At 54.0% G+C, this 24,984-nt stretch carries 21 protein-coding genes; 18 read left to right on the plus strand and 3 right to left on the minus strand.

The genetic code is table 11. From position 1 onward, the window contains the following. The first annotated feature begins 1 nt into the window (after window position 1). The 9 genes from nuoN to dnaE all read left to right on the plus strand — a co-directional run bounded on the left by nuoN (window position 2) and on the right by dnaE (window position 13,519). Window positions 2–1,447, plus strand: coding sequence for an NADH-quinone oxidoreductase subunit NuoN (gene nuoN / locus ACKPCT_RS04895; RefSeq protein ID WP_319568547.1), 1,446 nt, complete (start codon window positions 2–4; stop codon window positions 1,445–1,447). A gap of 172 nt (window positions 1,448–1,619) precedes the next feature. Continuing rightward, a complete protein-coding gene (locus ACKPCT_RS04900; protein WP_319568548.1) occupies window positions 1,620–2,396 on the plus strand; it encodes a biotin--[acetyl-CoA-carboxylase] ligase in 777 nt (258 codons plus the stop codon). Window positions 2,397–2,428: 32 nt separating this feature from the next. Next, a complete protein-coding gene (locus ACKPCT_RS04905) occupies window positions 2,429–4,093 on the plus strand; it encodes a ribonuclease J (protein ID WP_319568549.1) in 1,665 nt (554 codons plus the stop codon). A 92-nt stretch (window positions 4,094–4,185) separates the two neighbouring features. Continuing rightward, window positions 4,186–4,590 (plus strand): methylmalonyl-CoA epimerase, encoded by a 405-nt coding sequence (gene mce, locus ACKPCT_RS04910; RefSeq protein WP_090072179.1) that lies wholly within the window; start codon window positions 4,186–4,188, stop codon window positions 4,588–4,590. A 26-nt stretch (window positions 4,591–4,616) separates the two neighbouring features. Beyond that, a complete protein-coding gene (locus ACKPCT_RS04915) occupies window positions 4,617–4,892 on the plus strand; it encodes a DUF1467 family protein (protein WP_319568550.1) in 276 nt (91 codons plus the stop codon). 800 nt (window positions 4,893–5,692) lie between these two features. Next, window positions 5,693–7,015, plus strand: coding sequence for a proline--tRNA ligase (gene proS, locus ACKPCT_RS04920; RefSeq protein ID WP_090071571.1), 1,323 nt, complete (start codon window positions 5,693–5,695; stop codon window positions 7,013–7,015). Between the two features lie 17 nt (window positions 7,016–7,032). After that, window positions 7,033–8,355 (plus strand): lipoprotein-releasing ABC transporter permease subunit, encoded by a 1,323-nt coding sequence (locus ACKPCT_RS04925; protein ID WP_175528019.1) that lies wholly within the window; start codon window positions 7,033–7,035, stop codon window positions 8,353–8,355. Between the two features lie 307 nt (window positions 8,356–8,662). Beyond that, entirely contained in the window at window positions 8,663–9,328 is a 666-nt protein-coding gene (locus ACKPCT_RS04930; protein WP_244544677.1) for an ABC transporter ATP-binding protein, read from the plus strand. A 744-nt stretch (window positions 9,329–10,072) separates the two neighbouring features. Continuing rightward, window positions 10,073–13,519, plus strand: coding sequence for a DNA polymerase III subunit alpha (dnaE, locus tag ACKPCT_RS04935; RefSeq protein ID WP_319568551.1), 3,447 nt, complete (start codon window positions 10,073–10,075; stop codon window positions 13,517–13,519). A gap of 87 nt (window positions 13,520–13,606) precedes the next feature. On the opposite strand, the gene ACKPCT_RS04940 is transcribed toward dnaE, so the two are convergent. Beyond that, entirely contained in the window at window positions 13,607–14,500 is an 894-nt protein-coding gene (locus ACKPCT_RS04940; protein ID WP_319568552.1) for a LysR family transcriptional regulator, read from the minus strand. Window positions 14,501–14,615: 115 nt separating this feature from the next. On the opposite strand from ACKPCT_RS04940, the gene ACKPCT_RS04945 reads away from it, so the two are divergent. Continuing rightward, window positions 14,616–15,602 (plus strand): NAD(P)H-binding protein, encoded by a 987-nt coding sequence (locus tag ACKPCT_RS04945; RefSeq protein WP_319568553.1) that lies wholly within the window; start codon window positions 14,616–14,618, stop codon window positions 15,600–15,602. A gap of 10 nt (window positions 15,603–15,612) precedes the next feature. Here ACKPCT_RS04945 and ACKPCT_RS04950 read toward each other — a convergent pair whose 3' ends face one another. Continuing rightward, window positions 15,613–16,548 (minus strand): DMT family transporter, encoded by a 936-nt coding sequence (locus ACKPCT_RS04950; protein ID WP_319568554.1) that lies wholly within the window; start codon window positions 16,546–16,548, stop codon window positions 15,613–15,615. Between the two features lie 176 nt (window positions 16,549–16,724). Here ACKPCT_RS04950 and ACKPCT_RS04955 point away from each other — a divergent pair, with 176 nt between their 5' ends. Then, window positions 16,725–17,588: a helix-turn-helix domain-containing protein gene (locus ACKPCT_RS04955; protein WP_319568555.1), complete on the plus strand. Its 864-nt coding sequence runs from the start codon at window positions 16,725–16,727 to the stop codon at window positions 17,586–17,588. A gap of 7 nt (window positions 17,589–17,595) precedes the next feature. Here the strand turns inward: ACKPCT_RS04955 and ACKPCT_RS04960 are convergent, their stop codons facing one another. Continuing rightward, a complete protein-coding gene (locus tag ACKPCT_RS04960; RefSeq protein ID WP_319568556.1) occupies window positions 17,596–17,901 on the minus strand; it encodes a hypothetical protein in 306 nt (101 codons plus the stop codon). 308 nt (window positions 17,902–18,209) lie between these two features. On the opposite strand from ACKPCT_RS04960, the gene rpsB reads away from it, so the two are divergent. From rpsB to dxr, 7 genes are all read left to right on the plus strand, one after another. Next, window positions 18,210–19,016: a 30S ribosomal protein S2 gene (gene rpsB / locus ACKPCT_RS04965; RefSeq protein WP_090071561.1), complete on the plus strand. Its 807-nt coding sequence runs from the start codon at window positions 18,210–18,212 to the stop codon at window positions 19,014–19,016. Between the two features lie 180 nt (window positions 19,017–19,196). Beyond that, window positions 19,197–20,117, plus strand: a complete 921-nt coding sequence (gene tsf, locus ACKPCT_RS04970) for a translation elongation factor Ts (RefSeq protein ID WP_090072169.1) — start codon at window positions 19,197–19,199, stop codon at window positions 20,115–20,117. Window positions 20,118–20,332: 215 nt separating this feature from the next. Then, window positions 20,333–21,052 (plus strand): UMP kinase, encoded by a 720-nt coding sequence (gene pyrH / locus ACKPCT_RS04975; RefSeq protein ID WP_090071559.1) that lies wholly within the window; start codon window positions 20,333–20,335, stop codon window positions 21,050–21,052. Between the two features lie 176 nt (window positions 21,053–21,228). Further along, window positions 21,229–21,789, plus strand: a complete 561-nt coding sequence (gene frr, locus ACKPCT_RS04980) for a ribosome recycling factor (RefSeq protein ID WP_090071557.1) — start codon at window positions 21,229–21,231, stop codon at window positions 21,787–21,789. A gap of 246 nt (window positions 21,790–22,035) precedes the next feature. Beyond that, entirely contained in the window at window positions 22,036–22,782 is a 747-nt protein-coding gene (locus tag ACKPCT_RS04985) for an isoprenyl transferase (protein ID WP_090072167.1), read from the plus strand. A gap of 9 nt (window positions 22,783–22,791) precedes the next feature. Beyond that, window positions 22,792–23,703 (plus strand): phosphatidate cytidylyltransferase, encoded by a 912-nt coding sequence (locus ACKPCT_RS04990; protein ID WP_319568557.1) that lies wholly within the window; start codon window positions 22,792–22,794, stop codon window positions 23,701–23,703. A 55-nt stretch (window positions 23,704–23,758) separates the two neighbouring features. After that, complete coding sequence (gene dxr, locus ACKPCT_RS04995; RefSeq protein ID WP_319568558.1) at window positions 23,759–24,967, plus strand: 1-deoxy-D-xylulose-5-phosphate reductoisomerase; 1,209 nt, start codon at window positions 23,759–23,761, stop codon at window positions 24,965–24,967. The last annotated feature ends 17 nt before the right edge of the window (window positions 24,968–24,984 follow it).

A 24,984-nucleotide genomic window follows, 5' to 3' on the forward strand; every position in this document is an offset into this window, starting at 1 on the left:
GATGACCACTGAGTTGGCTACGCTTCCCAATCTGATGCCCGCTTTGCCGGAAATCCTGCTGGCTGTCGGTGCCATGGTGTTGTTGATGCTGGGTGCATTTGGCGGTTCGAAGACCTCTCAGGTGGTTAACGGCCTCGCGGTTGCCGTGCTGATCATTGCCGGTGCGATCCTTTTGTTGTCGTCTGGCGGAACTGTGACCACTTTCAATGACGCCTTCATTCAGGATCCCTTTGCCCGCCTGATGAAAGTGCTGGTGTTGATCGGGTCGGGTTTCTCATTGGCGATGTCTGTTGGTTATACGCAGGAAGAGAAGTTTGACCGGTTCGAATATCCGGTGCTGGTGCTGTTGGCAACGGTGGGCATGATGTTGATGCTCTCGGCCAATGACATGATTGCCGTCTATCTCGGCCTGGAGCTGCAGTCGCTTACTCTTTATGTGCTGTCTTCTTTCAAGCGCGACAGCGCCAAGGCAACAGAAGCGGGTCTTAAATATTTCGTGCTGGGGGCGTTGTCATCGGGCATGCTGCTCTATGGTATGAGCCTTGTTTATGGCTTTACCGGTCAAACCTCTTTTGTGGGCATTGCCGAGGCGGTGCATGTAGAAGGGGCAGGTATTGGCGTCATCTTCGGCCTTGTCTTCATTCTGGCTGGCTTGACCTTCAAGATTTCCGCCGTGCCATTCCATATGTGGACCCCCGATGTCTATGAGGGAGCGCCAACGCCTGTGACCGCCTTTTTGGCAGCGGCGCCGAAGGTCGCGGCGATGGGGCTTATCGTGCGTGTTGTCATGACGGCCTTTGACCCGATGGATCTGCAATGGCAGCAGGTGATCACCTTTGTTTCCATTCTGTCCATGGTGCTCGGGGCTTTTGCTGCCATTGGCCAACGTAACATCAAGCGGCTGATGGCCTATTCTTCGATCAGTCATATGGGCTATGCCTTGGTGGGTCTTGCCGCGGGCAGTTCGGCCGGTGTCGTGGGCGTTATTGTCTATCTGATCACTTATCTAGCCATGACACTGGGCACCTTTGCCGCCATCATGTCCATGCGTCGTCGCGATGGGATGGTAGAACGCATTGATGATTTGGCTGGCCTTTCGCGCAATGATCTACCCATGGCGGTGTTGCTCGGGGTCTTGATGTTCTCGCTGGCTGGCATTCCCTGGATGGGGGGCTTTATCGGCAAGTGGTTTGTCTTTTCTGCCGCAATCGAGGCCGGGCTCTATCCGCTCGCTATCATTGGCGTGTTGGCGTCGGTTGTGGGGGCTTTCTATTATTTGCGCATCGTCAAGATCATGTTCTTTGATGATCCGGCACCGGTGTTCGAGCGCCCAGCCAACGAGTTGCGGCTGGTTCTTGTGATCAGCGGATTGTTTATGGCGTCGATGGTTTTCTATGTCAGCCCGATCCGTACCATTGCTGAACTGGCCGCAAACAGCTTTTTCTGATTGGGGCTTTGCACCTGCTTAAACATTTGTTCGTCTTTTGCGAGACAGTGACTGGCGGTTATGATATGAAGACACTGCCCGAAGGCTCTTCGGGCAGTTTTTTGTAGGGCCTTATCCGTCTGGCAGATGGATCTCACCCACGCCCTTCGGTTTTGCAGATTGAGCAATCGCATTGAATAAGCTACCCGAACCATATCGCCTGATTTCTTTTGACACGATCGATTCCACCAATAAATACGCCCTTGATGCTGCCAAGCAAGGCGAAGAGGGGGGATTGTGGATCTGGGCCGGTGAACAAACCGCCGGACGCGGTCGACGCGGGCGTCAATGGAGTTCCGAGAAGGGAAATCTGGCCGCCACGCTGTTGTTGCTTAGTCCGGCGCCTGCCAATCTGGTCGGGCAATTGCCACTGCTGACAGCCACGGCCGTTCATCGAGCAATTTGCGATCTTATTCCGCCGCATATGCAGGCGGCTTTGCGGATCAAATGGCCCAATGATCTGCTTTGGGGGGACCAGAAGATTTGCGGTATCCTTCTTGAGAGCACATTTCTGGTTGATGGTCGTCAGGCGGTTGCCGTCGGCATTGGCGTTAATTGTCGCACACATCCAGACAAAACCGATGGTCTCAAAGCCGCAGATATTGCGCAGACAGGCTATGATGTTTCTCCCGAGCAACTGCTCGAGCGATTGATCTGGCAGATGGCGGATCGGCTGTCTGTCTGGCAACAAGGCTCCAATTTTGCCGCCATCCGCGATGATTGGCTTTCTTGCGCGCGCGGGCTGGGGCAGCATGTGGTGGCTCGCTTGCCCAATGAAACCGTCGAGGGCACCTTTGAGATGCTCGATGAAGATGGGGCTTTGATCATGCGGCTGGCAGACGGTCAGACGCGAACGATTTATGCGGGCGATGTCTTTTTGCCCGGAATGCATTCAGAAATGCAAAAATGATGGCGCAGCAAAGCGCCACGATGAGAGAGAATATGACGTCTTCTGAACTGGTCTTTATGCCGCTTGGCGGCGTGGGCGAAATTGGCATGAACATGGCCCTTTATGGCATCGGCCCGGAGGGAGACAAGCGCTGGCTGATCGTTGACTTCGGCGTGGCCTTTGCCAATGAGGCGCATCCCGGTGCTGACCTGATTTTCGCCGACATCCGTTTTCTAGAGCAGGAACGGGATCGTATCGACGGTATCGTTATCACCCATGGGCATGAAGATCATTTTGGCGCGCTGTTTGCGCTTTGGCCTCGCCTGGAGATCCCGATCTATACAAGCGGCTTTCTGGCTGACCTGATCGAAGCCAAGGCCGAAGCCGAACCGGGCTCGCTCGAAATTCCGGTCAATCAGGTGGAGCAGGGCTCTCGCGTGCAGCTTGGCCCGTTCAACGTTGAATTCGTCCCCGTTTCCCATTCCATCCCCGAGGCCAATGCATTGGCGATTCGCACCGTGCATGGGCTCGTGTTGCATACCGGAGACTGGAAACTGGACGCCACGCCCGGCGTGGGCAAGGGCACCGACATCGCTCGTATGAACGAGCTGGGCGAGGAGGGCGTGCTCGCCCTTGTTTGCGATTCGACCAATGCCTTGTCGGAAGGCTCTTCCATTTCAGAGAAAGAGGTAGAAGAAGAACTCACAAAGCTGATCGCCAAAGCGCCCCATCGGGTGGCCGTTTCTACCTTTGCGTCCAACGTGTCTCGCGTGCAGGCGATTGCCAGGGCGGCGAGAGCCAATGATCGGCAATGTGTCGTTGTTGGCAGGGCCTTGTGGCGCTTTATCGAGGTGGCTCAGGAGCAGGGTTATCTGAATGATGTTCCCGAATTCATCTCTGACGATGATTATGGCTATTTGCCCCGTGACAAGGTAGTGGCCATTTTGACGGGCTCACAGGGGGAAAAGCGCGCAGCACTGGCGCGGGTTGCGGCCAAAGAGCATCCAACGGTGCAGCTTTCCAAGGGCGATCAGGTGATCTTTTCGTCAAAAGCCATTCCGGGCAACGAACGCGCGATCAACGAGGTGATCAACAATCTGGCGGCTCAGGATGTTGAGATTATCACCGAAAAAGATGCGCCGATCCATGTCTCAGGCCACCCGAAACGGGGCGATTTGCGCAAGCTTTACGAATGGATCCAGCCAAAAATCGCAGTGCCGGTGCATGGCGAAGAAATGCACCTTCGGGCTCATGCCAAGCTGGCGCGTGAAATGGGGGTGCGAGAGGTTCTGCATGTCCGTAATGGCTGGATGGCCCGGCTGGCTGGTGGCACGGTCAAGAGTTGGGACGAGTATTTTGGTGGCCGTCTGTACAAGGACGGTTCGCTTGTTGGCACTTTCGAAGAAATGGGGATACAGGAGCGGCGCAAGCTCTCCTATGTGGGGCATATTTCTGTGGCGATTACAGTCAGCCGCAAGGGGGAAATTCTGGGTCATCCACAAATGGCCCTTGCCGGTATTCCAGAGAGGGATGCAAATGATCAGTTGTTTGTTGAAATCGTGGAAGCCGGGATTTTTGGCGCCCTGAAGGGGATGCCAGCCAAGAAACGCAAGGATGTGGAAGTGCTGCGCGAGGCTGTCCGGCGCTCTGTTCGCTCTGAGGTGAACCAAAAGTGGGCCAAAAAGCCAGTTGTCGCAGTGATGATCAACCTTGTATGACAATGAGGAATGCGTTTCCGGTAAGACTAAAGGCGTGTCGCGTTGGCAGGCCATGACCGGTAAACACCATAGTGAAAAAAGGATGCATGGAAATGATTGGTCGTTTGAACCATGTGGCGATTGCCGTACCAAGTCTCGAAAGCGGTGTAGCTACCTACGGCGGCACTCTGGGTGCCAAATGCTCTGAACCACAGGAAGTCACCGAACATGGCGTGAAAGTGGTTTTTGTTGAACTGCCGAACACGAAAATCGAACTGCTTGAGCCAATTGGCGAAAACAGCCCGATCGCCAAGTTCCTTGAAAAGAACCCTGTTGGCGGTATTCACCATGTTTGCTACGAAGTTGACGATATCATCGCAGCTCGTGACAAATTGAAAGCTGAAGGCGCGCGCGTTCTTGGCGACGGCGAGCCAAAAATCGGCGCCCATGGCAAACCTGTTATCTTCCTGCACCCGAAAGATTTCTGCGGAACTCTCACCGAGCTGGAACAGGTATAAGCCTTTCCTTTTAAAGGAAGACTTTTATGAGTTTAGTCAGCGGCCTTGCTGTTTATTTCATTATCTGGTGGCTTTCCCTCTTTATCGTGCTTCCCTTCGGCGTGCGAACGCAGGCAGAAGAGCAAGATCAACGATTGGGTACCACAGCCAGCGCTCCGGCGAAGGCGATGATGATCCGCAAGGCCGTTGCCACCACTATTCTGGCCTCGGTCTTGTTTGCCGTGTTTTATTGGGCTGTTGTAGTCAAGGGATATGGCTTTGACTTGCTGTCCTTCCTGCCCATGCCGGATAGTTTGAAATAGCTTCTTGGTGGGGTTCAGCTCCACTACCCCCACGCTTCTTCCATTAATTTGATTGTTTGAGATATCTGCGCGGTACCTTGCGTAGCCGTAGCGCGAATCTGTGCGTGCGGCTGGCTGTGGCTGCCGGTTTGTCTGGCGGTCGGAATAATGCGCGATTTTCTTAAGGAAAGTGAGAAAGTGATGCAAATTTAAGCAGTGATGAAAAATGTCACATGCCTGTCACTTGTAATCGATATCCATCGACACAATATGTACCTCGGCACATTGGAAAATGGACAAAAAAAAACAAGGCCGCAAAGCCTTGCTTTTTTAGTGATCGCGACGTGATCTCATTGCTCAGTGTGCATTTGTGGTTTTGCTAATACTGAGCGGCAGCAGCTAAAAGCGCGCCAGAGATATGTATCCTCCCAAGACATTACTGCGCGAAGTGAGATAACGGTGGTGAGCGTATCTCTTATCGTTATGCAGGGACATTAATCCCAATCGCCCAATTTGTCATCAATATTTTTATGCAATTGCGTATTTTTTCGCTTTTTTTTGAGAGTGAAAATCAACTGCAGGGTGAAAGACAGAATGTTATTCGTCTTTCGAATAAGGTAAAGGTAAATATTACCTATGGTGGCGGACGGTGCCTGTGTAAAAAGTCGATCTGCAGGCTTCATCTTCATTAATTGCTGTCTCAGAATCGATCTCGGTCTATAAAGGCCTGAAGTGATATGCGGTCAATTTTTCGGGCTTTGTATGGGCCTGTGACGCGCGTGCGTATTCCGTTTTGAATTCTATTAGAAAGAGCCAGATCCATGCGTCTTTCCCGTTATTTTCTGCCAATCCTGAAGGAAACCCCCAAAGAGGCGGAAATTGTCTCCCATCGCTATATGCTTCGCGCTGGCATGATCCGGCAGCAGCAGGCCGGTATCTATAGCTGGCTGCCGCTCGGGCTGAAGGTGCTGCGCAAGGTTGAGCAGATCGTGCGGGAAGAGCAGGATCGCTCCGGCGCCATCGAGCTTCTGATGCCAACCATGCAGCCCGCAGAACTCTGGAAAGAGAGCGGACGCTATGATGATTATGGCAAGGAAATGCTGCGAATCGTCGACCGTCACGAGCGCGACATGCTGTTTGGCCCGACCAACGAAGAGATGATCACGGATATCTTCCGCACTTTCGTCAAATCTTATAAGGATCTGCCGCTCAATCTGTATCATATCCAATGGAAGTTTCGTGACGAGATCCGCCCTCGCTTTGGTGTCATGCGTGGACGTGAATTCCTCATGAAAGACGCCTACAGCTTCGATATGGACGAGGCACGGGCGCGCGAAGCCTATTATCGCATGTTTGTCGCCTATCTGCGCACCTTCAAACGCCTTGGCATGACGGCTATTCCTATGAAGGCCGACACGGGCCCAATCGGTGGGGATCTCAGCCACGAATTCATCATTCTGGCTGACACGGGTGAGAGTGAGGTCTTCTGCCACAAGAATTACCTGTCCAAGGAAGTGCCCGGCGATGATGTTGACTTCTCGGGCGACCTTTCCGGCGTTGTGGCTGACTGGACCAACGAATATGCGGCAACGGACGAAATGCATGATGAAGCTGCATTCAATGCCATTCCGGAAGCGGATAGGATCGCGGCCCGCGGCATCGAAGTTGGCCACATCTTCTATTTCGGCACCAAATATTCCGACAAGATGGGCGCCAGCGTTATGGCTGCCGATGGCAAGGACTATCCGGTGCATATGGGCTCCTACGGCGTTGGCGTTTCTCGTCTGCTTGGCGGTATCATTGAAGCCAGCCACGATGAAAACGGCATTATCTGGCCAAAGGCCGTGGCTCCGTTTGACATCGGCCTGATCAATATGAAGGCTGAGAATGAAGAAACGTCTGCGGTCAGCGAACAGCTCTACGAGCGCCTTGGAAATGCCGGATTCGACGTTCTGTATGATGACCGCGCCGGACAGGCTGGCGCCAAATTTGCCACGATGGATCTCATCGGTCTGCCTACCCAGATCATTGTCGGACCGCGCGGCCTGAAGTCGAATGAAGTGGAAATCAAGGATCGTGCCACAGGCGCACGCGAAATGGTTTCCCTCGACGGGGTTGTAGATCGTATTATCGCCGGTAAATGATTCGATAAAACAAGAATATGTCGCCTGCATCGGCTTGGCCGGGCGGGCGGCGGTTCTGTCTGGAGAATTGTATGTCCGCGCCAAAGATCAAATCACCATTCGCCATGTTCGAATGGATGATGGCGTTCCGTTATTTGCGTTCTCGTCGGCGGGATGCTTTCGTGTCCGTAATTTCCTGGCTTTCCTTTTTCGGCATCATGCTGGGCGTGGCCACGCTCATCATCGTGATGGCCGTGATGAATGGTTTCCGTTCGGAACTGCTCGACAAGATTCTCGGTATTAACGGCCACTTGGTTATCCAGCCGATGGATACCGAGTTGACGGATTACAATGACATCGTCAAACGCATTGACGGTGTGGATGGTGTCAGCTTTGCTGTACCCTTTGTCGAGGGGCAGATTTTGGCCTCTGCGTCCGGTGGTTCTGCCGGTGCGCTTGTGCGGGGCATGAATAAGGACAGCATCGACAAGCTTCAGCTGGTCTCAAAAAATGTCCTTCAGGGCAGCTTTGATGACTTCGACAGCTCCGATGGCGTGGCGCTTGGATCGCGCTTGGCCCGCTCTCTGGGGGTCATTGCCGGGGATCGCGTGACGCTCATATCGCCCAAAGGTGCCGTGACGCCGATGGGGGTTGCGCCGCGTATCAAATCCTATCCGGTCAAAGCCATTTTCGAGATTGGCATGAGTGAATATGATAGCACTTTCATATTCATGCCGCTGGAAGCGGCGCAGGCCTATTTCAATCAGGATGGCAAAGTCTCGGCCATTGAGGTTTATCTGGATGATCCTGACCGGGTGGGTGAATTGCGCCCTGCGGTGGAAGATGCCGTAAATCGGCAGATCTTCATGACCGACTGGCGCTATCGCAATGTCACCTTCTTTTCGGCGCTGGAAGTTGAGCGCAATCTGATGTTTATCATTCTGACGCTGATCATTCTGGTGGCGGCGCTCAATATCATTTCCGGTCTGATCATGCTGGTGAAGGACAAGGGTAGCGACATCGCGATTCTCAGAACCATGGGGGCGACGCGCTCCTCTATCATGCGGATCTTCATGATCACGGGGGCGGCGATTGGCGTGGTGGGAACGTTTGCTGGCTTCATACTCGGCCTGATCGTGTGCCTCAACATCGAATCCATCCGGCAGTTTGTTTCCTGGGTGACGCGCACGGAGCTGTTTTCGCCAGAGCTTTATTTCCTCTCGAAACTGCCTGCTGACATGAACCCATCCGAGACGATTTCCGTTCTTTTGATTGCTCTGGTTCTCTCTTTCCTTGCCACGCTCTATCCTGCGTGGCGTGCGGCTCGGCTCGATCCGGTGGAGGCTCTTCGTTATGAGTAAGAAAAGCTTTTTCTGGCCGATCTTGAGCGACGAAGAACGTGCTAAGGCGGCCAAGCCAAAGGGACAGAGGCATGAGGCAAATGTTTCGATCGCTCCTGAAACATCGCAACAGACTGTTGAGCCTGCTGCCGGGTTTGTTGAATTGACGGGTGGCATTCCGGCCATGCCGACATCAACTGCGCCGGATGAGGCTTCTCTGGGCTCTCAGGATGCAGGGGCTGTGCCCGGAGCGGATCAGTATACTGCTTTTGATCAGGGATCTGGGCAGGATTACGATGCGCGCGATGCTTCATCTGACGAGAATCTTCTGGTGTTGGATAATATCCAGCAGGCCTATGAGCAAGCCGAGGACGATCTGGTCGTGCTGAATGGCGCGCATCTTACGGTTCGGGCTGGTGAAATGGTGGCGCTTGTGGCGCCTTCCGGAGCGGGCAAGTCCACATTGTTGCACATTGCCGGATTGTTGGAGCGCCCTACAGCGGGCGAGGTGTATATCGCCAATGTGGCACAAAGTCAGGCGGCGGATAGGACACGCACTTTGGTGCGCCGCAATGAAATCGGCTTTGTCTATCAGTTCCATCATCTGCTTGCAGAATTCTCCGCTCTTGAGAATGTCATGCTGCCACAGCTCATCCGTGGTGAGCTGCGTAAAGAAGCCGAGACGCGCGCCAAGGAATTGCTGGCCTATATGAAGATTGATCACCGTTCTGATCATCGGCCCAGTGAGCTTTCCGGTGGTGAAAAGCAGCGGGTGGCTATTGCCCGCGCCATGGCCAATGCTCCGCGTGTGTTGCTGGCTGATGAGCCGACGGGGAACCTTGATCCCAATACCTCCGAATATGTTTTCAAGGCGCTCAATGCCTTGGTGAAGCAATCAGGCATTGCTGCGCTGGTCGCTACCCACAACCTGTTTTTGGCCGAACGCATGGATCGGCAGATTACGTTGGTTGATGGCAAGATTGTAGACCTCTGAGTCATTCCTCTCTTTAATAGATATTGATCCGCCCGCCCTCTCATGTCGAGAGGTGCGGGCGCATTTCGTTATGCAGGTCTGCATACGGTTTCCACTGGTGCCTGTGAATGGACACTGGATTGGTGGGGATATCTATGCGCACATTTGTACTGAGGTGGAACAATGTGTGGAAAGGCTGTTCGTAAGTGGAGGATAAAGCCTGTCGGGCCCGGTTGAGGCTTTGTTGGACGGTCTGCTTGTGGATGTTTTGGGAGTAGGGCGGGGACAGAATGAAGCTGTGTGAATAATTTGAGAACAGTTCCTTCTAACTATCTAAAAAATTGTAATAAAATTGAAATTTGGCGATTAAGAGAATTTGCTTGCAATGAGAACAAAACATATACATAATAAGGATATAACGCGAACAGTTTTGAGGTCTGGTAATGATTATTCGTGATGTTCTTGCGCTCGGTTCCCTTATCACCTTCATGTCCATGATTGGCGTGTGGATGCAGGTTTTGGTGTAACTTTCTTATCTGGATAGTGGGGATAAGAGAGGATAATTGCGGGGATGATCTGCCTTGGGGTTGGCTGGATGTCTAAGGCTTCTCCAGCGTGCTGTGGAGAGCTTCTCATCCGTGTTTTGCTGTCACCATCAGGCTTTGCCATGCCCGCCTTGATTTTCTATTCTTGTGGTCTTGCGCGATCTGATTCTAGCTGCCCGTGTCGGGTGCTGTCGTGCTGATACGGGAAGGCTTCGCTTCGATGACAGATCTGTCGGACGATCTTAAATTTATCCATTTGCATGTGCATTCGGCCTATTCTCTTCTTGAAGGGGCCTTGCCCGTCGCCAAGGTGATCAAGAAGACCAAGGCCATGAATATGCCCGCAGTATCCATTACGGATACGCGCAACATGTTTGGTGGACTTGAATTTTCCGAAAAGTCTGTCGGCGAAGGCCTGCAACCGATCATGGGTTGTCAGGTCGAGATCTATTTCAACGATGGGGATTATCAGGGCAGTGGGCATACGGAATTGCCCTCCATCGTTCTGCTTGCTGCCACGGATCAGGGTTGGGCCAATCTTATGCTCCTTGTTTCCCGGTCCTATCTCTCGCCCGAGGATGATCAGGAGCCGCATGTTACGGTCGGTGATCTGGAAGAACTGGGGGAAGGCATCATCTGCCTGACCGGTGGCGGCAATGGCCCCGTGGACCGGATGCTGGCAAGCAATCATGTGGCCAAGGGGCGCGAGCGTCTTGAAATATTGAAGCGCGTTTTCGGTGACCGGGTCTATGTCGAAATCATGCGGCATGGGATGCCGCATGAGGCTATTGTCGAGCCGCAGATTATCGATCTTGCCTACGAATTTGAAATGCCGTTGGTGGCAACCAACGATGTCTATTTTGGCGAGCGCGAGGACTTTGAAGCCCATGATGCGCTGCTTGCCATTGCGGAGAGCAAGGTCCTCATCCAGAGTGACCGTCGGCAGCTGACTCGGGAGCATTATTTCAAAAGTCAGGATGAAATGGCCGAGCTGTTTGCCGATCTGCCTGAAGCTCTTGAAAATACCATTGAAATTGCGCAGCGCTGTTCGACACGCGTGCGTACGGTCAAACCGCTGTTGCCACGATTTGCGGGTGCGGACGCCGATCCGGAAGAAGCCGAGCAGCATGAGGCTGCCGAGCTACGCAAGCAGGCTGAAGAGGGGCTGCGCCGCCGCCTTGATATTCACGGTCTTGCACCGGGGTTGACAGAGGAATCCTATTGGGAGCGATTGGAGTTCGAGCTGGGCATTATCGTGTCAATGAAATTCCCCGGCTACTTCCTGATTGTTGCTGACTTCATCAAATGGGCCAAGGAACATGGAATCCCGGTGGGGCCGGGGCGTGGTTCCGGTGCTGGCTCGCTTGTGGCCTGGTCCTTGACGATCACCGACCTTGATCCTTTGCGCTTTGCTCTTCTGTTCGAACGATTCCTGAACCCGGAACGTGTGTCGATGCCCGACTTCGATATCGACTTCTGTCAGGACCGACGCGAAGAAGTGGTGCATTATGTACAGCGCAAATATGGCTGGAGCAACGTAGGGCAGATTATCACCTACGGTACGCTGCAGGCCCGCATGGTGCTGCGCGACGTGGGGCGCGTGTTGCAGATGCCCTTCGGTCAGGTGGACAAGCTCTGCAAGCTGGTGCCCATGAAGGGGGCGGTGTCTGTGTCTCTGCCAGAAGCTCTGGAGCAGGAGCCGCGTCTGGTTGACGCCCGCAAGGAAGAGGAGATTGTGGATCGCCTCATTTCCATCTCGCTCAAACTGGAAGGGCTTTATCGGCATACGTCAACCCACGCCGCTGGCGTTGTGATCGGGGACCGGTCGCTGGATAAGCTCGTCCCCATGTATCGCGACCCGCGCTCGGATATGCCGGTTACCCAGTTCAACATGAAGTTTGTTGAGAAGACCGGCCTCGTCAAGTTTGACTTTCTTGGTCTGAAAACACTGACGGTTCTGCAAACGGCTGTGCGCTTTGTGGAACAGCGCGGCATCAAGATCAACTTGTCGGAAATTCCGATCGACGACCCGAAATCCTACGAGATTCTCTGCCGTGGTGAGACGGTTGGTGTGTTCCAGCTTGAAAGTATGGGCATGCGCAAGGCCCTGCTTGATATGAAGCCCGACCAGTTTGAGGATATCATCGCTATCGTAGCGCTCTATCGACCCGGGCCAATGGCCAACATTCCGGTTTATTGTGCGCGTAAACGTGGTGAGGAAAAACCGGACTATATGCACGAGTTGCTCGAACCGGTGCTGAAAGAGACCTACGGCATCATCATTTATCAGGAACAGGTGATGCAGATCGCGCAGATCCTTTCCGGTTATACCCTCGGCCAAGCTGATATGCTGCGTCGAGCGATGGGTAAGAAGATCCGTGAGGAGATGGAAAAGCAGCGTGTCTTCTTCTGTGATGGTGCCGAAGAACGCGGGGTGCCGCGCGAGCAAGCGTCCGAGATTTATGACCTCGTGGCCAAGTTTGCCGACTATGGCTTCAACAAGTCGCACGCTGCTGCCTATGCTCTGGTGGCCTATCAGACCGCCTATATGAAGGCGAACTATCCAGCTGAGTTCCTCGCGGCAATCATGACGCTGGATATGAACAACACTGATAAGCTGTCGGAATTCCGCCGTGATGCGATCCGGCTCGGCATTGATGTGCAGCCACCATCCATCAATGAATCCGGCGTCGAGTTTCTCGTCAAGGATGGGGCCATTATCTATTCCATGGCGGCAATCAAGGGGGTGGGGCAGCCCGCCGCCGAGCATATCATGGAAGTGAGGGGAGATAAGCCGTTCAAGGATCTGGCTGATTTCGCCAAGCGCATCAGTCCGCGAGTGATCAACAAGCGCACGATTGAAAATCTGGCAGCTGCAGGCACCTTCGATGTGCTCAATCCCAACCGGGCGCAGGTTGTTGGCTCCATTGACATCATCATGGGTGAGGCAACAAGCCATTCGCGCGATGCATCATCGGGGCAGGGTGGCCTGTTCGGCGAGGAAGAGGCTGCGCCATTGCCTTTGCCGGATGTGCGCCCATGGACAAGTCAGGAGAAACTGCAGCGTGAATATAGTGCGATCGGTTTCTATCTGTCGGCCCATCCGCTGGATGAATATATTCCGCAGCTCGAAAAGATGCGTATCCAGCTCTGGCAGCAATTCGAGATTGCCGTCAAGCAGGGTGCCAGTGCGGGGCGTTTGGCCGGTACGATCACCGGGAAGCAGGAACGCAAGACCAAGACGGGTAACCGCATGGGTATCATCACCATTTCCGATCCGACCGGACAATATGAAGCGGTGCTCTTTTCCGAGGCGCTGGCGCGCTTTCGTGATGATCTGGAGCCGGGCAATACGGTTATTCTAGAGGTGGGGGCCGACGAACGGCCTGAAGGGGTCTCTGTGCGCATCAACAATGTGCGACCGCTTGTCAGTGATGGCATGCGGCAGGCCATGCGCGTGTTCGTGAATGACCCCAAGCCACTGACATCCCTGCAAAAGCAGCTCGATGACAGAGGTGATGGCGAGGTTTCCGTGATCGTGATGCTGGATGAGGGCGAATGCGAAGTCGAGATGCGGCTGAAGGGCAAATATTATGTTTCGCCTGAGGTTGGCAGGGCCTTGAAGGCCATTCCGGGGATCGTCGATGTGGAAGTCGGCGTCGCTTAAAGTGGCCTTTTGGGAGGCGAAGCAATGAAGTGGTTTCGTCTCTGGTCTGGAGAGCGTGGCTTTGATGATTGCCCGGGCCGCAAGCGCCTAACGATAATGGGTGAAACCTTCCACCAGACAATCGAACACCGCTCTGATGCGTGGCACGGCGCGCAGATTTTCGTGCGTTACGACCCATGTGTCGAGCGCGTAGACGCTTTGATCCTTTAGGATATGCACCAGATCTGAATGGCGGCTCCCGAAAGGAACCTGAATGACGGCGATGCCAAGGCCAGCCCGTGCTGCGGCCAATTGCGCCGGATGGCTGTCGGTTGCCAGAGCAATGTTTGCCGTTGTTTTGCTTAGGCCCAGCTTTTGCGCAAGCGCTAGGTCGCTCAAACTGCGATCCGGGCCAACGAAGTGGTGCCTTGACAGATCTTCCATGGATAGAGGCGTGCCATGCTTGGCAAGGTAGGCGGGGCTTGCGAAAAAGCCCAAGGGTATTGATGCCACCTTGCGGACAACGAGCGCTTCCTGTTTCGGTTGCACTGTACGAACCGCAAGGTCAACTTCCTGCTGAAGAATGTCGGCGGGCTTGTTGCTTAGTTCCAATTCGATATGAATGGCAGGATATCGGTCTTGCAGTGTGGCAAGCATTGTTGGAATGACCTCTGTGCCCATGACCTCGGGAACCGATAGGCGGACGGTGCCCGCAATGGCGTCGGGTGGGGCCGATGCTTTGCGGATGAAGTCAGCTGACGCCATTGCCATCGCCTTGGCGCTTTTGTGTAGCTCTCTTGCGGTTTCCGTTGGGGCGAGACCGTTGACCGAACGGGTGAAAAGCGGTGTGCCCAAACTCTCTTCAAGAGATGAAATCCGGGCTCTGACAGTTGGTTGTGAAACGCCAAGCCTGCGGGCTGCCGCCGAGAGGCTGCCTTCTTCGAGGACTGCAAGAAAGCAGCGTTGATCATCCCATGAAATATCCTTGCTCATAAAAATCATACTAGCACCTGAAAGATAATTGGCAATTTCTTTTCTATCAAAAGGGCGTCAGTTTTTGGCGGTAGAGAGCGGCTGCGATTCAGACGCTCATTTGAGACCAATGCGGAGATGACGGATGGATACAGAAATGAACGGCGAGCCCAAGGTCCGGGTTGCGCTGGTTCTTGGCGCTACCGGTGGGATTGGTGGGGCGATTGCCCGTGCGTTGGTCGCGCATGGCTGGTTGGTGCGAGGAATGGCGCGGGACCTTGAGGCGGCAAAGAGAAGCGGTATTGACGGCTTAGAGTGGTGCAAGGGCGATGCCATGAGCGCTTCGGATGTGCTTGCCGCAGCGCACGGGGCCGATGTGATTGTGCATGCTGTCAATCCATCCGGTTATCGCAAATGGGAAGAGCTTGTGTTGCCGATGATCGATAACACTATTGCGGCCGCACAGGCCAATGGGGCGCGGATTGTGTTGCCCGGAACGGTTTATAATTTCGACCCTGAATTGACGCCGGTGGTGCGTAGCGGCAGCCCTCAAACCGGGCGGTCTCGCAAGGGGCAGGTTCGCATCGCACTTGAGAAGCGATTAATGGATGCCGCGCCTCAGGTGTCCAGCCTCATTGTGCGGGCTGGCGACTATTTTGGTCCTGGTGCGCGATCAAGCTGGTTCACTCAAGCGATGATAAAGCCGGGGCGTCCTTTGAAGGCGGTAACAAATATCGCGCGGGGAGCCGGCCATAGCTGGTCTTATCTGCCTGACGTTGCGGAAGCGGTTGCTCTATTGCTCGAAAAGCAAAGTGGTCTGGCCCCATTTGAAGACATTCCCTTTGAAGGCTATTGGGATCGTTCAGGACGCGGTTTGATTGATGGGCTCGAGGCTGTGTTGGGGCGTTGGCTTGCAGTGCGGGCCTTTCCCTGGTGGCTGATGCGTCTGGCGAGCCCGCTCGTTCCCTTCGCTCGTGAGGCTTCGGAAATCGAACCCTTGTGGCGCCATTCCATGCGACTTGACAATGAACGCCTTGTCAGCCTGCTGGGGAAGGAGCCGCGCACGGACCTTATTGAGGCCTTGCGCGCGACTCTGGGCTCCGTTGGCTGCTTGCCGGAGCGGAAAGGATAGCTATTTGGGGTTAGCTTGCCGCGGAGGCCGTGTCGCCAAGCTCTACTTTCGCAAGGCTTGGGGACGAGGCATCCGGTTTGGTCTTCTTAGGTGCGAACATGATGATGTTGCCGGTCAGCGCCAGTATGAGCCCAAGAACCGATGTCCAATGCCAGATATACCCTTCGAACAGGGTGGATATGGCGAGCGCGATGATCGGAAAGAGTACCGTCATGTAAGCCGCCTTGGCCGAGCCTATGCGCGCTACCAGAATGAGGTAGGTGGTGAAGGCAACGATGGAGCCGAATATGGCAAGATAGAGCAGGGCACCAAGATAGGTCACGTCTGCCGGGGCGACAATCGGGGTGCCTGTCAATGTGATCAGAGCCAGCAGGATGAGGGCGCCGTAGCACATTCCCCAGGCATTTGCCGTGATGGGAGAGATGCCCATCTGGCTGTTGCGGCGAGAAACCATGTTGCCGAAAGAAAAAAACAGCGTTCCGAGCATGGCAAGGCCTGCGCCGGTGAGGGCTTCAGTGCCGCTACTTGAAAAGACATCGCGGCCGAATAGCAAAACAAGACCACAGATGCCCAGAATGCTGGCAAGAACCACCTGTTTGGTGATTTTGTCTTTGTAGAAAATGCGGGCATTGATGGCGTTGAAGATGGTCGCCATCGAAAAGATAACGGATTCCAGACCCGACGGGATATATCGGACGGCATAGTAGAAGCAGATGAAATTCAGGCTGAACAAGCAGAGGGCCTGAGCAACCAGCCAGATTTGATGATCCTTGCGTGGCAGGCGAAGACGGCCAGACAGGGCAAGACCTGCCACAAACAGCACGCCAGCGACGCCGAAGCGATAGAAAATGGAAACCAGAGCCGGAACCGGACCGGCTTGCAAGGCGATGGCGAACCAGGTGGTTCCCCAGATCAAAACTGTTGTTACGAAAAGAAACGGGATCATGACTGAAACCTTTATTGTTGAACTTTCGGTCTAACTGTTTCGTTGGTTCCGCTTTTGCATAATCTTGCGGTGAAGTGAATCTGCGCTGCCACATGACGATTGTTGGTGGCGTGAGCTGGTGTTATAAGTCGGTTTAACAGCTCGGCGTTATCTCGTATCTTTTTGGTTTTCATTCCATGCGCTCTAAGGATCATTCCGTTTTCGGATTTCTGCAAGACAGTTCAACTGCGATCAGGCACGGCAGCCTTGATCTCGGTTTTGGGCGCTCTTGTGCGATCTGGAGCAACCGGGAAGACCATGTGAACTATGATGAGCTGCAAGGGCATGCCTTCAGCATGTATGTGCGAAACGGACAGGATGTCTGGCGCGTCGATCAGAAGCCGGTGCGCGGCTGGCCGGGGGCTGTTTGCATTTTCCCGCAGGGGCAGAGCTCGGAATGGGAAGTCAATGGCCCGTTGACCATGATGCATCTCTATCTGCCTGATCAAGAATTGCGGCGTTGCTATAGCGAGATGATGGATCGGGACGGACGACAGATCGAACTGGCTGATGTTACCTATGCCAAGCCGGAGGGGCTCATTGTTCCCTTCTCACGTCTGTTTGGCGAAACTTGCGCAGGCAATGCGATGGGCGCTGAAGAGGCGATGGTCGAGTTGATCGCAGAGGTTCTTTTGCAGAAGCGGTTTCATGGCGAGCAAGTCAAGCCGATCCGGGGTGGCCTTTCCATGCCCGTAAAACGCAAATTGACGGATTTCATCGAAGACCACCTTGATAAGACGATCCGCCTGCGCGATCTGGCGGTCATGGTGGAGCTGAGTGAGTTTCATCTGCAAAGAAGTTTCAAACAAACTTGTGGGGTCTCGCCTAGCCTGTTCGTTGCCCATCGGCGTGTAGAGCGGGCCAAGAGTCTGATGCGTGTCGGAGAACCTCTGGCGCAAGTTGCCGATGCCTGCGGTTTTTCCAGTCAGAGCCATTTTACCCGCAGCTTCAAGGCCGGAACGGGGGTAACACCCGCCAGCTTTAGAAAGGCTGTCGCTTAAGCGCTCTCTATTGCGCCGGTTGAGATGGTGCGCGTCTTGTGCAGACGCTTGTGCCTGACGTGCAAGTGAAGCCAATGGGGGTGCAAGAAAGGGTGCCGTCATCAAGACGGGTGCAGCGCTCGCAATCATTGCTGGCTTCAAGGCAGTTGCTGTCTCGCTTCAGAATTGCCGATACCGCATCGGAGGCCTTGTCCAGATTGGACAGATAGGCCTCATATTTCTGGCGACAGGGAGCCGGATCGGCTGTTGCAGCCCTTGGGGCTAACAGGGCGATCATGATAAGGCTGAGTGCAAGGATGAGCCTGCTATGCATCGCGATTCTGTTCCGGAGACTTGAGCTGGTTGAGGGATTGATGTGCAAATCATTCCAGTATCGCACAAGCTTATTGCGAAGAAATGCATATATCAAGGGTGACCTGTTCTGCTTTGATGGTGCCCGATAAGCGGCCATTCCCCAGAAAAGGCGGCCTTGCGGCTTGCATTCCTGAAAGTTAGCGCCTATAAGCACCCTCGAATCCACATGCGGGAGCAGGGTGGCAGCATGGAGAAATGTGCTGACATCCATCCGGTGCCCATTTTGGCCACATCCCGCAGAGGTTAAACCGGTAAAGGAAATTTTACATGGCACTTCCTGAAGTATCCATGCGCTCGCTGCTTGAAGCAGGTGTGCATTTTGGTCACCAGACCCACCGCTGGAACCCGAAAATGGGCAAATACATTTTCGGCGCTCGCAACAACATCCATATCATTGACCTGTCCCAGACCGTTCCTCTGATGAACGAAGCTCTGAAAGCTGTGTCTGATACCGTTGCTCGTGGCGGTCGCGTTCTGATCGTTGGCACCAAGCGTCAGGCTTCTGGTCCTGTTGCTGAAGCTGCTAAAGCTGCTGCCCAGTATTATGTGAACTCCCGTTGGCTCGGCGGCATGCTGACCAACTGGAAAACCATCACCCAGTCCATCCAGCGCCTGCGCAAGCTCGACGAGCTGCTTGAAGGCGAAGGCAAAGGCTTCACCAAGAAAGAACGCCTGACCCTGACCCGCGAACGCGATAAACTGGAACGCGCTCTTGGTGGTATCAAGGACATGGGCGGTGTGCCTGACCTGATCTTCGTGATCGATACCAACAAGGAAGACATTGCAATTCACGAAGCCCGCCGTCTGGGCATTCCTGTTGCCGCTGTTGTTGATACCAACTGCGATCCTGATGGCATCGACTTCCCGGTTCCGGGTAACGATGACGCTTCCCGCGCAATCTCTCTTTACTGCGACATGATCGTTGCTGCTGCCATTGACGGTATCTCCCGTTCTGCTGGCGATGTTGGCATTGATCTTGGCGAATCCGAAGATGGCCTGCTTGAAGCCGCTCTGGATGACGAAGATGGTGAAGAAGCTGCTGCTCCTGAAGCCGCTGCTGAAGAAAAAGCCTAATAAGCATCTGCTTAAAGGCGAGGGCGCTTACATATTCCTGTCTTGAAAGCCTGTCAGCTTTCTGGGAAGTCGAGTGCTTCAGAAATGAGATTTGAGGGCTGTGCCCTGATTTGATTGAAATGGCCGCCCGGGATCGTTCGGGCGGCTTCTGGCTTGTTTGATAAAGGACGTGAGGCTGCAATGGCGATTACAGCATCAATGGTTAAAGAGCTCCGCGAAGTTTCCGGCGCGGGCATGATGGACTGCAAAAAGGCCCTGGGTGAAACCGACGGTGATATGGAAGCCGCAATCGATTGGTTGCGCACCAAGGGCTTGGCGAAAGCTGCAAAGAAATCCGGTCGTGTTGCCGCTGAAGGGCTGATTGCTATTGCTGGAGAAGGCAATAAGGCTGCTCTTGCAGAGGTTAATGCCGAAACCGACTTCGTTTCCCGTAACGAACAGTTCCAGGAACTGGCTCGCAACATCGCGTCTGTCGTTGTTGAAGCTGGCGATAAACTGGAAGATATTCTGGCTGCACAATATCCTGGCGGTGGCACGGTTGAAGAAACCATCACCAACGCTGTTGCAACCATCGGCGAAAACATGAACCTGCGTCGTGGCAAGGTTCTTAGCGTAGACAAGGGCGTCGTTGCTTCCTACATGCACTCCGCTACGGCTCCTGGCCTTGGACGTCTTGGCGTTCTGGTTGCTCTGGAATCTGAAGGCGATGCAGAGAAGCTCGAAGCGCTTGGCAAGCAGGTTGCCATGCACATCGCAGCAACCAACCCGCTGGCTGCAACCACCGAAGAAGTTGATCCTTCTGCTATCGAACGCGAAAAAGCTGTGTTCTCCGAACAGGCTAAAGCGTCTGGCAAACCGGACAACATCATCGAAAAGATGGTTGAAGGTCGTATGCGCAAATTCTTCGAAGAAGTTGTTCTGCTCAAGCAGACCTTTGTTATCGATGGCGAAAATACTGTTGAACAGGCTATCAAAAACGCTGAAAAAGAAGTCGGTGCGCCTATCAAACTGGTTTCCTTCGCTCGCTTCGCTCTTGGCGAAGGCATCGAGAAGAAAGAAGAAGACTTCGCAGCTGAAGTTGCCGCTGCTGCTGGTAACTAACTCGCGCGAAGCCCTTTTTGCTTTGCAACAGGGTTGAAAAATCGAAATTCGAAGGGCGCTGGGGATGACGAACCAGCGCCCTTCGTGTATGCAAAGACAGCTTTTCTTCCGGCCTGTAGATCCTGCTTGCCGGGTGCTCCCTTTTAAGTGGCGCAGTCATTGGCCTTTATCCTGTCTGCTGCCGGAGGAGCTTACTACGCGAGGTGTCTGACAGAATGGGTAATTTGAAATATAAGCGCGTCTTGCTGAAGGTTTCGGGCGAAGCGCTGATGGGTGAGCAGTCTTTCGGGATTGATCAGGCAATGGTGGCTCGCGTCGCTCGTGAAATCGCGGATGTGCGAGCGCTCGGTGCTGAGGTTGGTGTCGTTATTGGCGGCGGCAACATCTTTAGGGGTGTTTCTGTGGCGGCCAAGGGTGGAGACCGGGTTCGTGGCGACCATATGGGTATGCTGGCAACGGTGATGAATGTGCTGGCAATGGCCAACGCGCTTGAGAGCATCGATGTTCCTGTGGTTGCCATGTCGGCAATTGCCATGGATGAGATTTGTGAGCAGTTTACCCAGCGTGCCGCCAAGGCCTATCTGGCTGAAGGCAAAATCGTGCTTTTTGCGGCTGGTACTGGCAATCCGTTCGTTACGACAGATTCGGGCGCAGCCCTGCGTGCGGCTGAAATGCAGTGTGATGCCGTCTTCAAAGGCACTCAGGTGGACGGCGTTTACTCCGCCGATCCGTTGAAAAACCCAGATGCTATCCGTTATGATGAGATCAGTTATACAGAAGTCCTCAAACAAGGGCTGAAGGTTATGGATGCAGCTGCGATTGCGCTTGCTCAAGAAGCAAATATCCCGATAATTGTTTATTCATTGCACGAACCGAACGGAATTGTTGAAATTTTGCAGGGGCGTGGGCGCGCGACAATCGTTTCCGGCCAATAGGCTCGGGGGCGATAGTGTCATGCTGCGCCTGAGGAAAGAAAGTCGATCTGCGGGCTGGATGGATGAAAGGCCGCAGATCATGCAAGGGGGAAACGGCTCAGGGGAGCCTCATTGAGGGGCGTGAGCTAAGAATAGACCCGGAATGATAACCGAACTAGAAAACAAGAGGCTTTACCATGTCTGCCGAAGAACTGGATCTTGATGACCTTGAACGCCGCATGAAGGGGGCAGTATCTGTTCTGAAAACAGAATTGTCCGGGCTGAGAACCGGACGCGCATCGATGGCTCTTCTGGACCCTATTACGGTGGAAGCTTATGGCCAGACCATGCCGATCAATCAGGTCGGTACGGTTTCCGTGCCAGAGCCGCGCATGCTGTCGATCCAGGTTTGGGATAAGGGCATGGTTGGCGCTGTTGAAAAGGCGATTCGTGAATCCAACATCGGCATCAATCCAGTCACAGATGGCCAGTTGCTTCGGCTTCCCATTCCTGAACTCAATCAGGAACGTCGTCAGGAAATGGTCAAAATTGCCCATTCTTATGCTGAGAATGCGAAAGTATCTGTGCGCCATGTGCGTCGTGATGGCATGGATATGTGCAAGAAGGCCGAAAAAGACGGTATGAGTGAGGATGATGTCCGTCTTTACAATGACGAGATTCAGGAACTGACCAATAAATATGTTGCCGAAATCGACACGATGGCTTCCAGCAAGGAAGCAGAAATCATGCAGGTTTAGGTCTTTCAACCAGGCATTGATGCCGGGTATCTCAGGTGAAATACCCTTGGTTGTTGATGTGGGCTAAAGGTTGATAAGGCGCCTTTGGTGGGCCGATAGGGCCTTGGCGCCATATGTTACGGTCAAGAAACGGCCCGGCGATGCGCTCATAGTTTATGGGGGCATGTCGGGCTGTTGTGGAACCAAGGGGACGGGAATTTTATGGTTGGCCAAATGCGTTATGCGGACACTTCTGTTGCAGGAAATATGGCCATACCTCGCCATTTGGCAGTCATTATGGACGGCAATGGGCGGTGGGCGCAGGAGCGCAAGCTGTCCCGAACACAAGGCCATCGACAGGGCGTTGTTGCCGTTCGGGAAATCGTCTCCAATGCCATTGAGTTCAAGATTGAATATTTGACGCTCTTTGCTTTCAGTTCAGAGAATTGGTCGCGCCCTCAATCTGAAGTTCGTGATTTGTTGGGGCTACTCAAGCTCTTCATCAACAAGGATCTAGCCACCTTGCACAAGCAGAATGTGCGGGTGTTGGTGATTGGCAGTCGCGTCGGTCTGGAAAGTGATATTGCTGCGTTGCTTGATAAAGCCGAGCGGCGCACGCAGAACAATACCGGTCTGACTTTGCAAATCGCGTTCAACTATGGTGCCCGGCATGAAATTGTCGATATGGTGAAATCTTTGGCCCGTGAGGTTGAAGAGGGACGGCTGACTGCCTCTGCTATCGATGAAGCGCTTGTCTCTCAATCTCTTTACACTGGCTCTGTGCCCGATCCCGATGTGATTTTGCGCACCAGCGGCGAGCAGCGGTTGAGTAACTTTCTTCTCTGGCAGGCCGCCTATTCGGAATTTATTTTCGTCGATTGCTATTGGCCTGATTTTGATCGGCAGCAGTTGGAATTGGCGCTGGTGGAATATGGTCGGCGCAATCGCCGCTTTGGTCGCGTGACCGTCGACGATATTGAGCTCAATCAGGCTGCACTGGTTTCAGGCAGGTAAAATGCCGGTGTGTCGAACCGGTTTGTGAACTTTACGGGAGAAGCTGTTCTGGACTCTTTAAAGAAACCCGCAGGGGAGGCTGAAGACAAGACGCAAAAGAAAAGCCTCTGGTCTGATCTGATGGTCAGATTTGCGTCGGGTATTGTTCTGGCTGCTGCTGCCTTTGCTGTTACATGGTGGGGCGGCGTTGCATTCGCCCTGTTCTTTGGTGCTGTCACCATGCTGATTTATCGCGAATGGTTGAGCATGGTGGGCGAAGCGCCTGCGCAGACGCCCGCTCTGACAGGCTATATCGTCATCATAGGCTCGCTATTCTGCTTCTATTTCACAGACTGGCAAGCCGGGCTTGCGATCCCCGCATTTGGTGCGGGATACCTGTTTTTTGCGCGCTGTTCTTATCGGACCGCGCGCTGGTGCGGCCTTGGTATTCTTTATGCCGCTGCTTTTGGTGGCGCCATCTTTCTGCTTAGACAAGATCCGGACTATGGTTTGCAAGCCATCTTGGTGTTGTTTGCGCTGGTTTGGGGCACGGACGTATCGGCCTATTTTGTTGGGAAATATGTCGGCGGACCAAAGCTTTGGCGCCGTGTTTCTCCCAAAAAGACTTGGTCGGGGTCCATTGGTGGTCTCGTTTTAGGGACTGGATTTTCTGCATTCGTGGCTGTGCTTTTGGGCATTGTGCCTGATATGAGGCTGATAGCATTGCTCGGTGGACTTTCTGTGCTCTCGCAGGTGGGGGATCTTGCAGAGTCACAAATGAAGCGTATGTTTGACGTCAAGGATTCCGGCACTCTCATTCCCGGCCATGGCGGCGTCATGGACCGCGTCGATGGGTTGCTTTTTGCGGTCGTTGCTGCGGCCCTGATCGGGGTTGCCCTTGGCGATGTTCATTCTGTGGCAACCGGTTTTCTGATTCAGTAGGGCCTTGGGTTTCTTTCGGGCCTAATCTTTGTTTTGTTCTAAATATGAGTGGGTTATGTCCAAGACTTCATCCGTTGATTCCTCCGCGCTTGGCAGCGAAGGCACGCCGAAAATCATTTCAGTGCTGGGGGCAAGCGGATCGGTTGGGGATTCTGCGCTCGACATCATTGCCGGTTCACCTGATCGCTATCGGGTCAATGCGCTGACTGCCAATCGCAATGTCGGTAAACTGGCGCGAGCCGCTGTCAAATCTGGGGCGCGGTTTGCAGTCGTTGCGGATGAAGGCTTTTACGCCGATCTCAAGGATGCCTTGTCCGGCCATGACATTGAAGTCGGGGCTGGGCAGAGCGCTGTTGAAGAGGCGGCAGGGCGTTCTGCTGATATCGTGATCGGTGCGATCGTGGGCGCTGCGGGCATTTGTCCAACGCTGGCAGCTCTCAAGGCAGGCAATCAGGTGGCACTTGCCAACAAGGAAGCGCTGGTGTGTGCGGGTGATCTGGTGATGGCCGAAACACAGCGGCTCGGTAAGCCGATCCTGCCGGTGGATTCTGAGCATAGCGCCGTGTTTCAGGTTTATGAGCGTGAAAACCGAGCAGAAATTTCCAAGATTGTGTTGACCGCGTCTGGCGGCCCTTTTCGAACATGGGACAGGGATGCCATAGCCAAGGCATCGATTGAGCAGGCCTTGGCGCATCCCAATTTTTCCATGGGCAACAAGATCACTATCGACAGTGCATCGATGATGAACAAGGGACTGGAGCTGATCGAGGCGCATCATCTTTATGGGGTCTCTGCGGATAAGCTGAAGGTCGTTGTTCATCCCCAGCAGATCATTCATGGCATGGTGGCCTATAGTGACGGTTCTTTGCTTGCGCAGCTTGGTGCGCCGGACATGCGCATTCCTGTTGCTCATTGCCTTGCATGGCCAGAGCGGGCGCCTGCCAATACAGATCGTATTTCTCTTGTCGAAATTGGGCAATTCACCTTCGAAGCGCCGGATTATGAGCGGTTCCCCTGTTTGCGCCTTGCCAAAGAGGCGCTTGAGGCTGGAGGCAGCCTGCCCAACATCATGAATGCTGCCAACGAGATTGCTGTTGCGGCCTTTCTTGCCGGTGATATTGCGTTTGGCGGTATTGCGGAGCTAGTCGAAAAGGTCATGGCGGAGTTTGTGCGTCGGGATGAAGTCGGAGCCGCAAGTGATGTCGGCGATGTTCTGGCTCTCGATCAGGCTGCACGAAATGTGGCGCGACAGATATTGAGCTGATTTATGGGCTTTGCGTG

It is taken from the genome of Cohaesibacter marisflavi, from assembly GCF_963665895.2.
In the GTDB taxonomy this organism is placed as follows: domain Bacteria; phylum Pseudomonadota; class Alphaproteobacteria; order Rhizobiales; family Cohaesibacteraceae; genus Cohaesibacter; species Cohaesibacter marisflavi.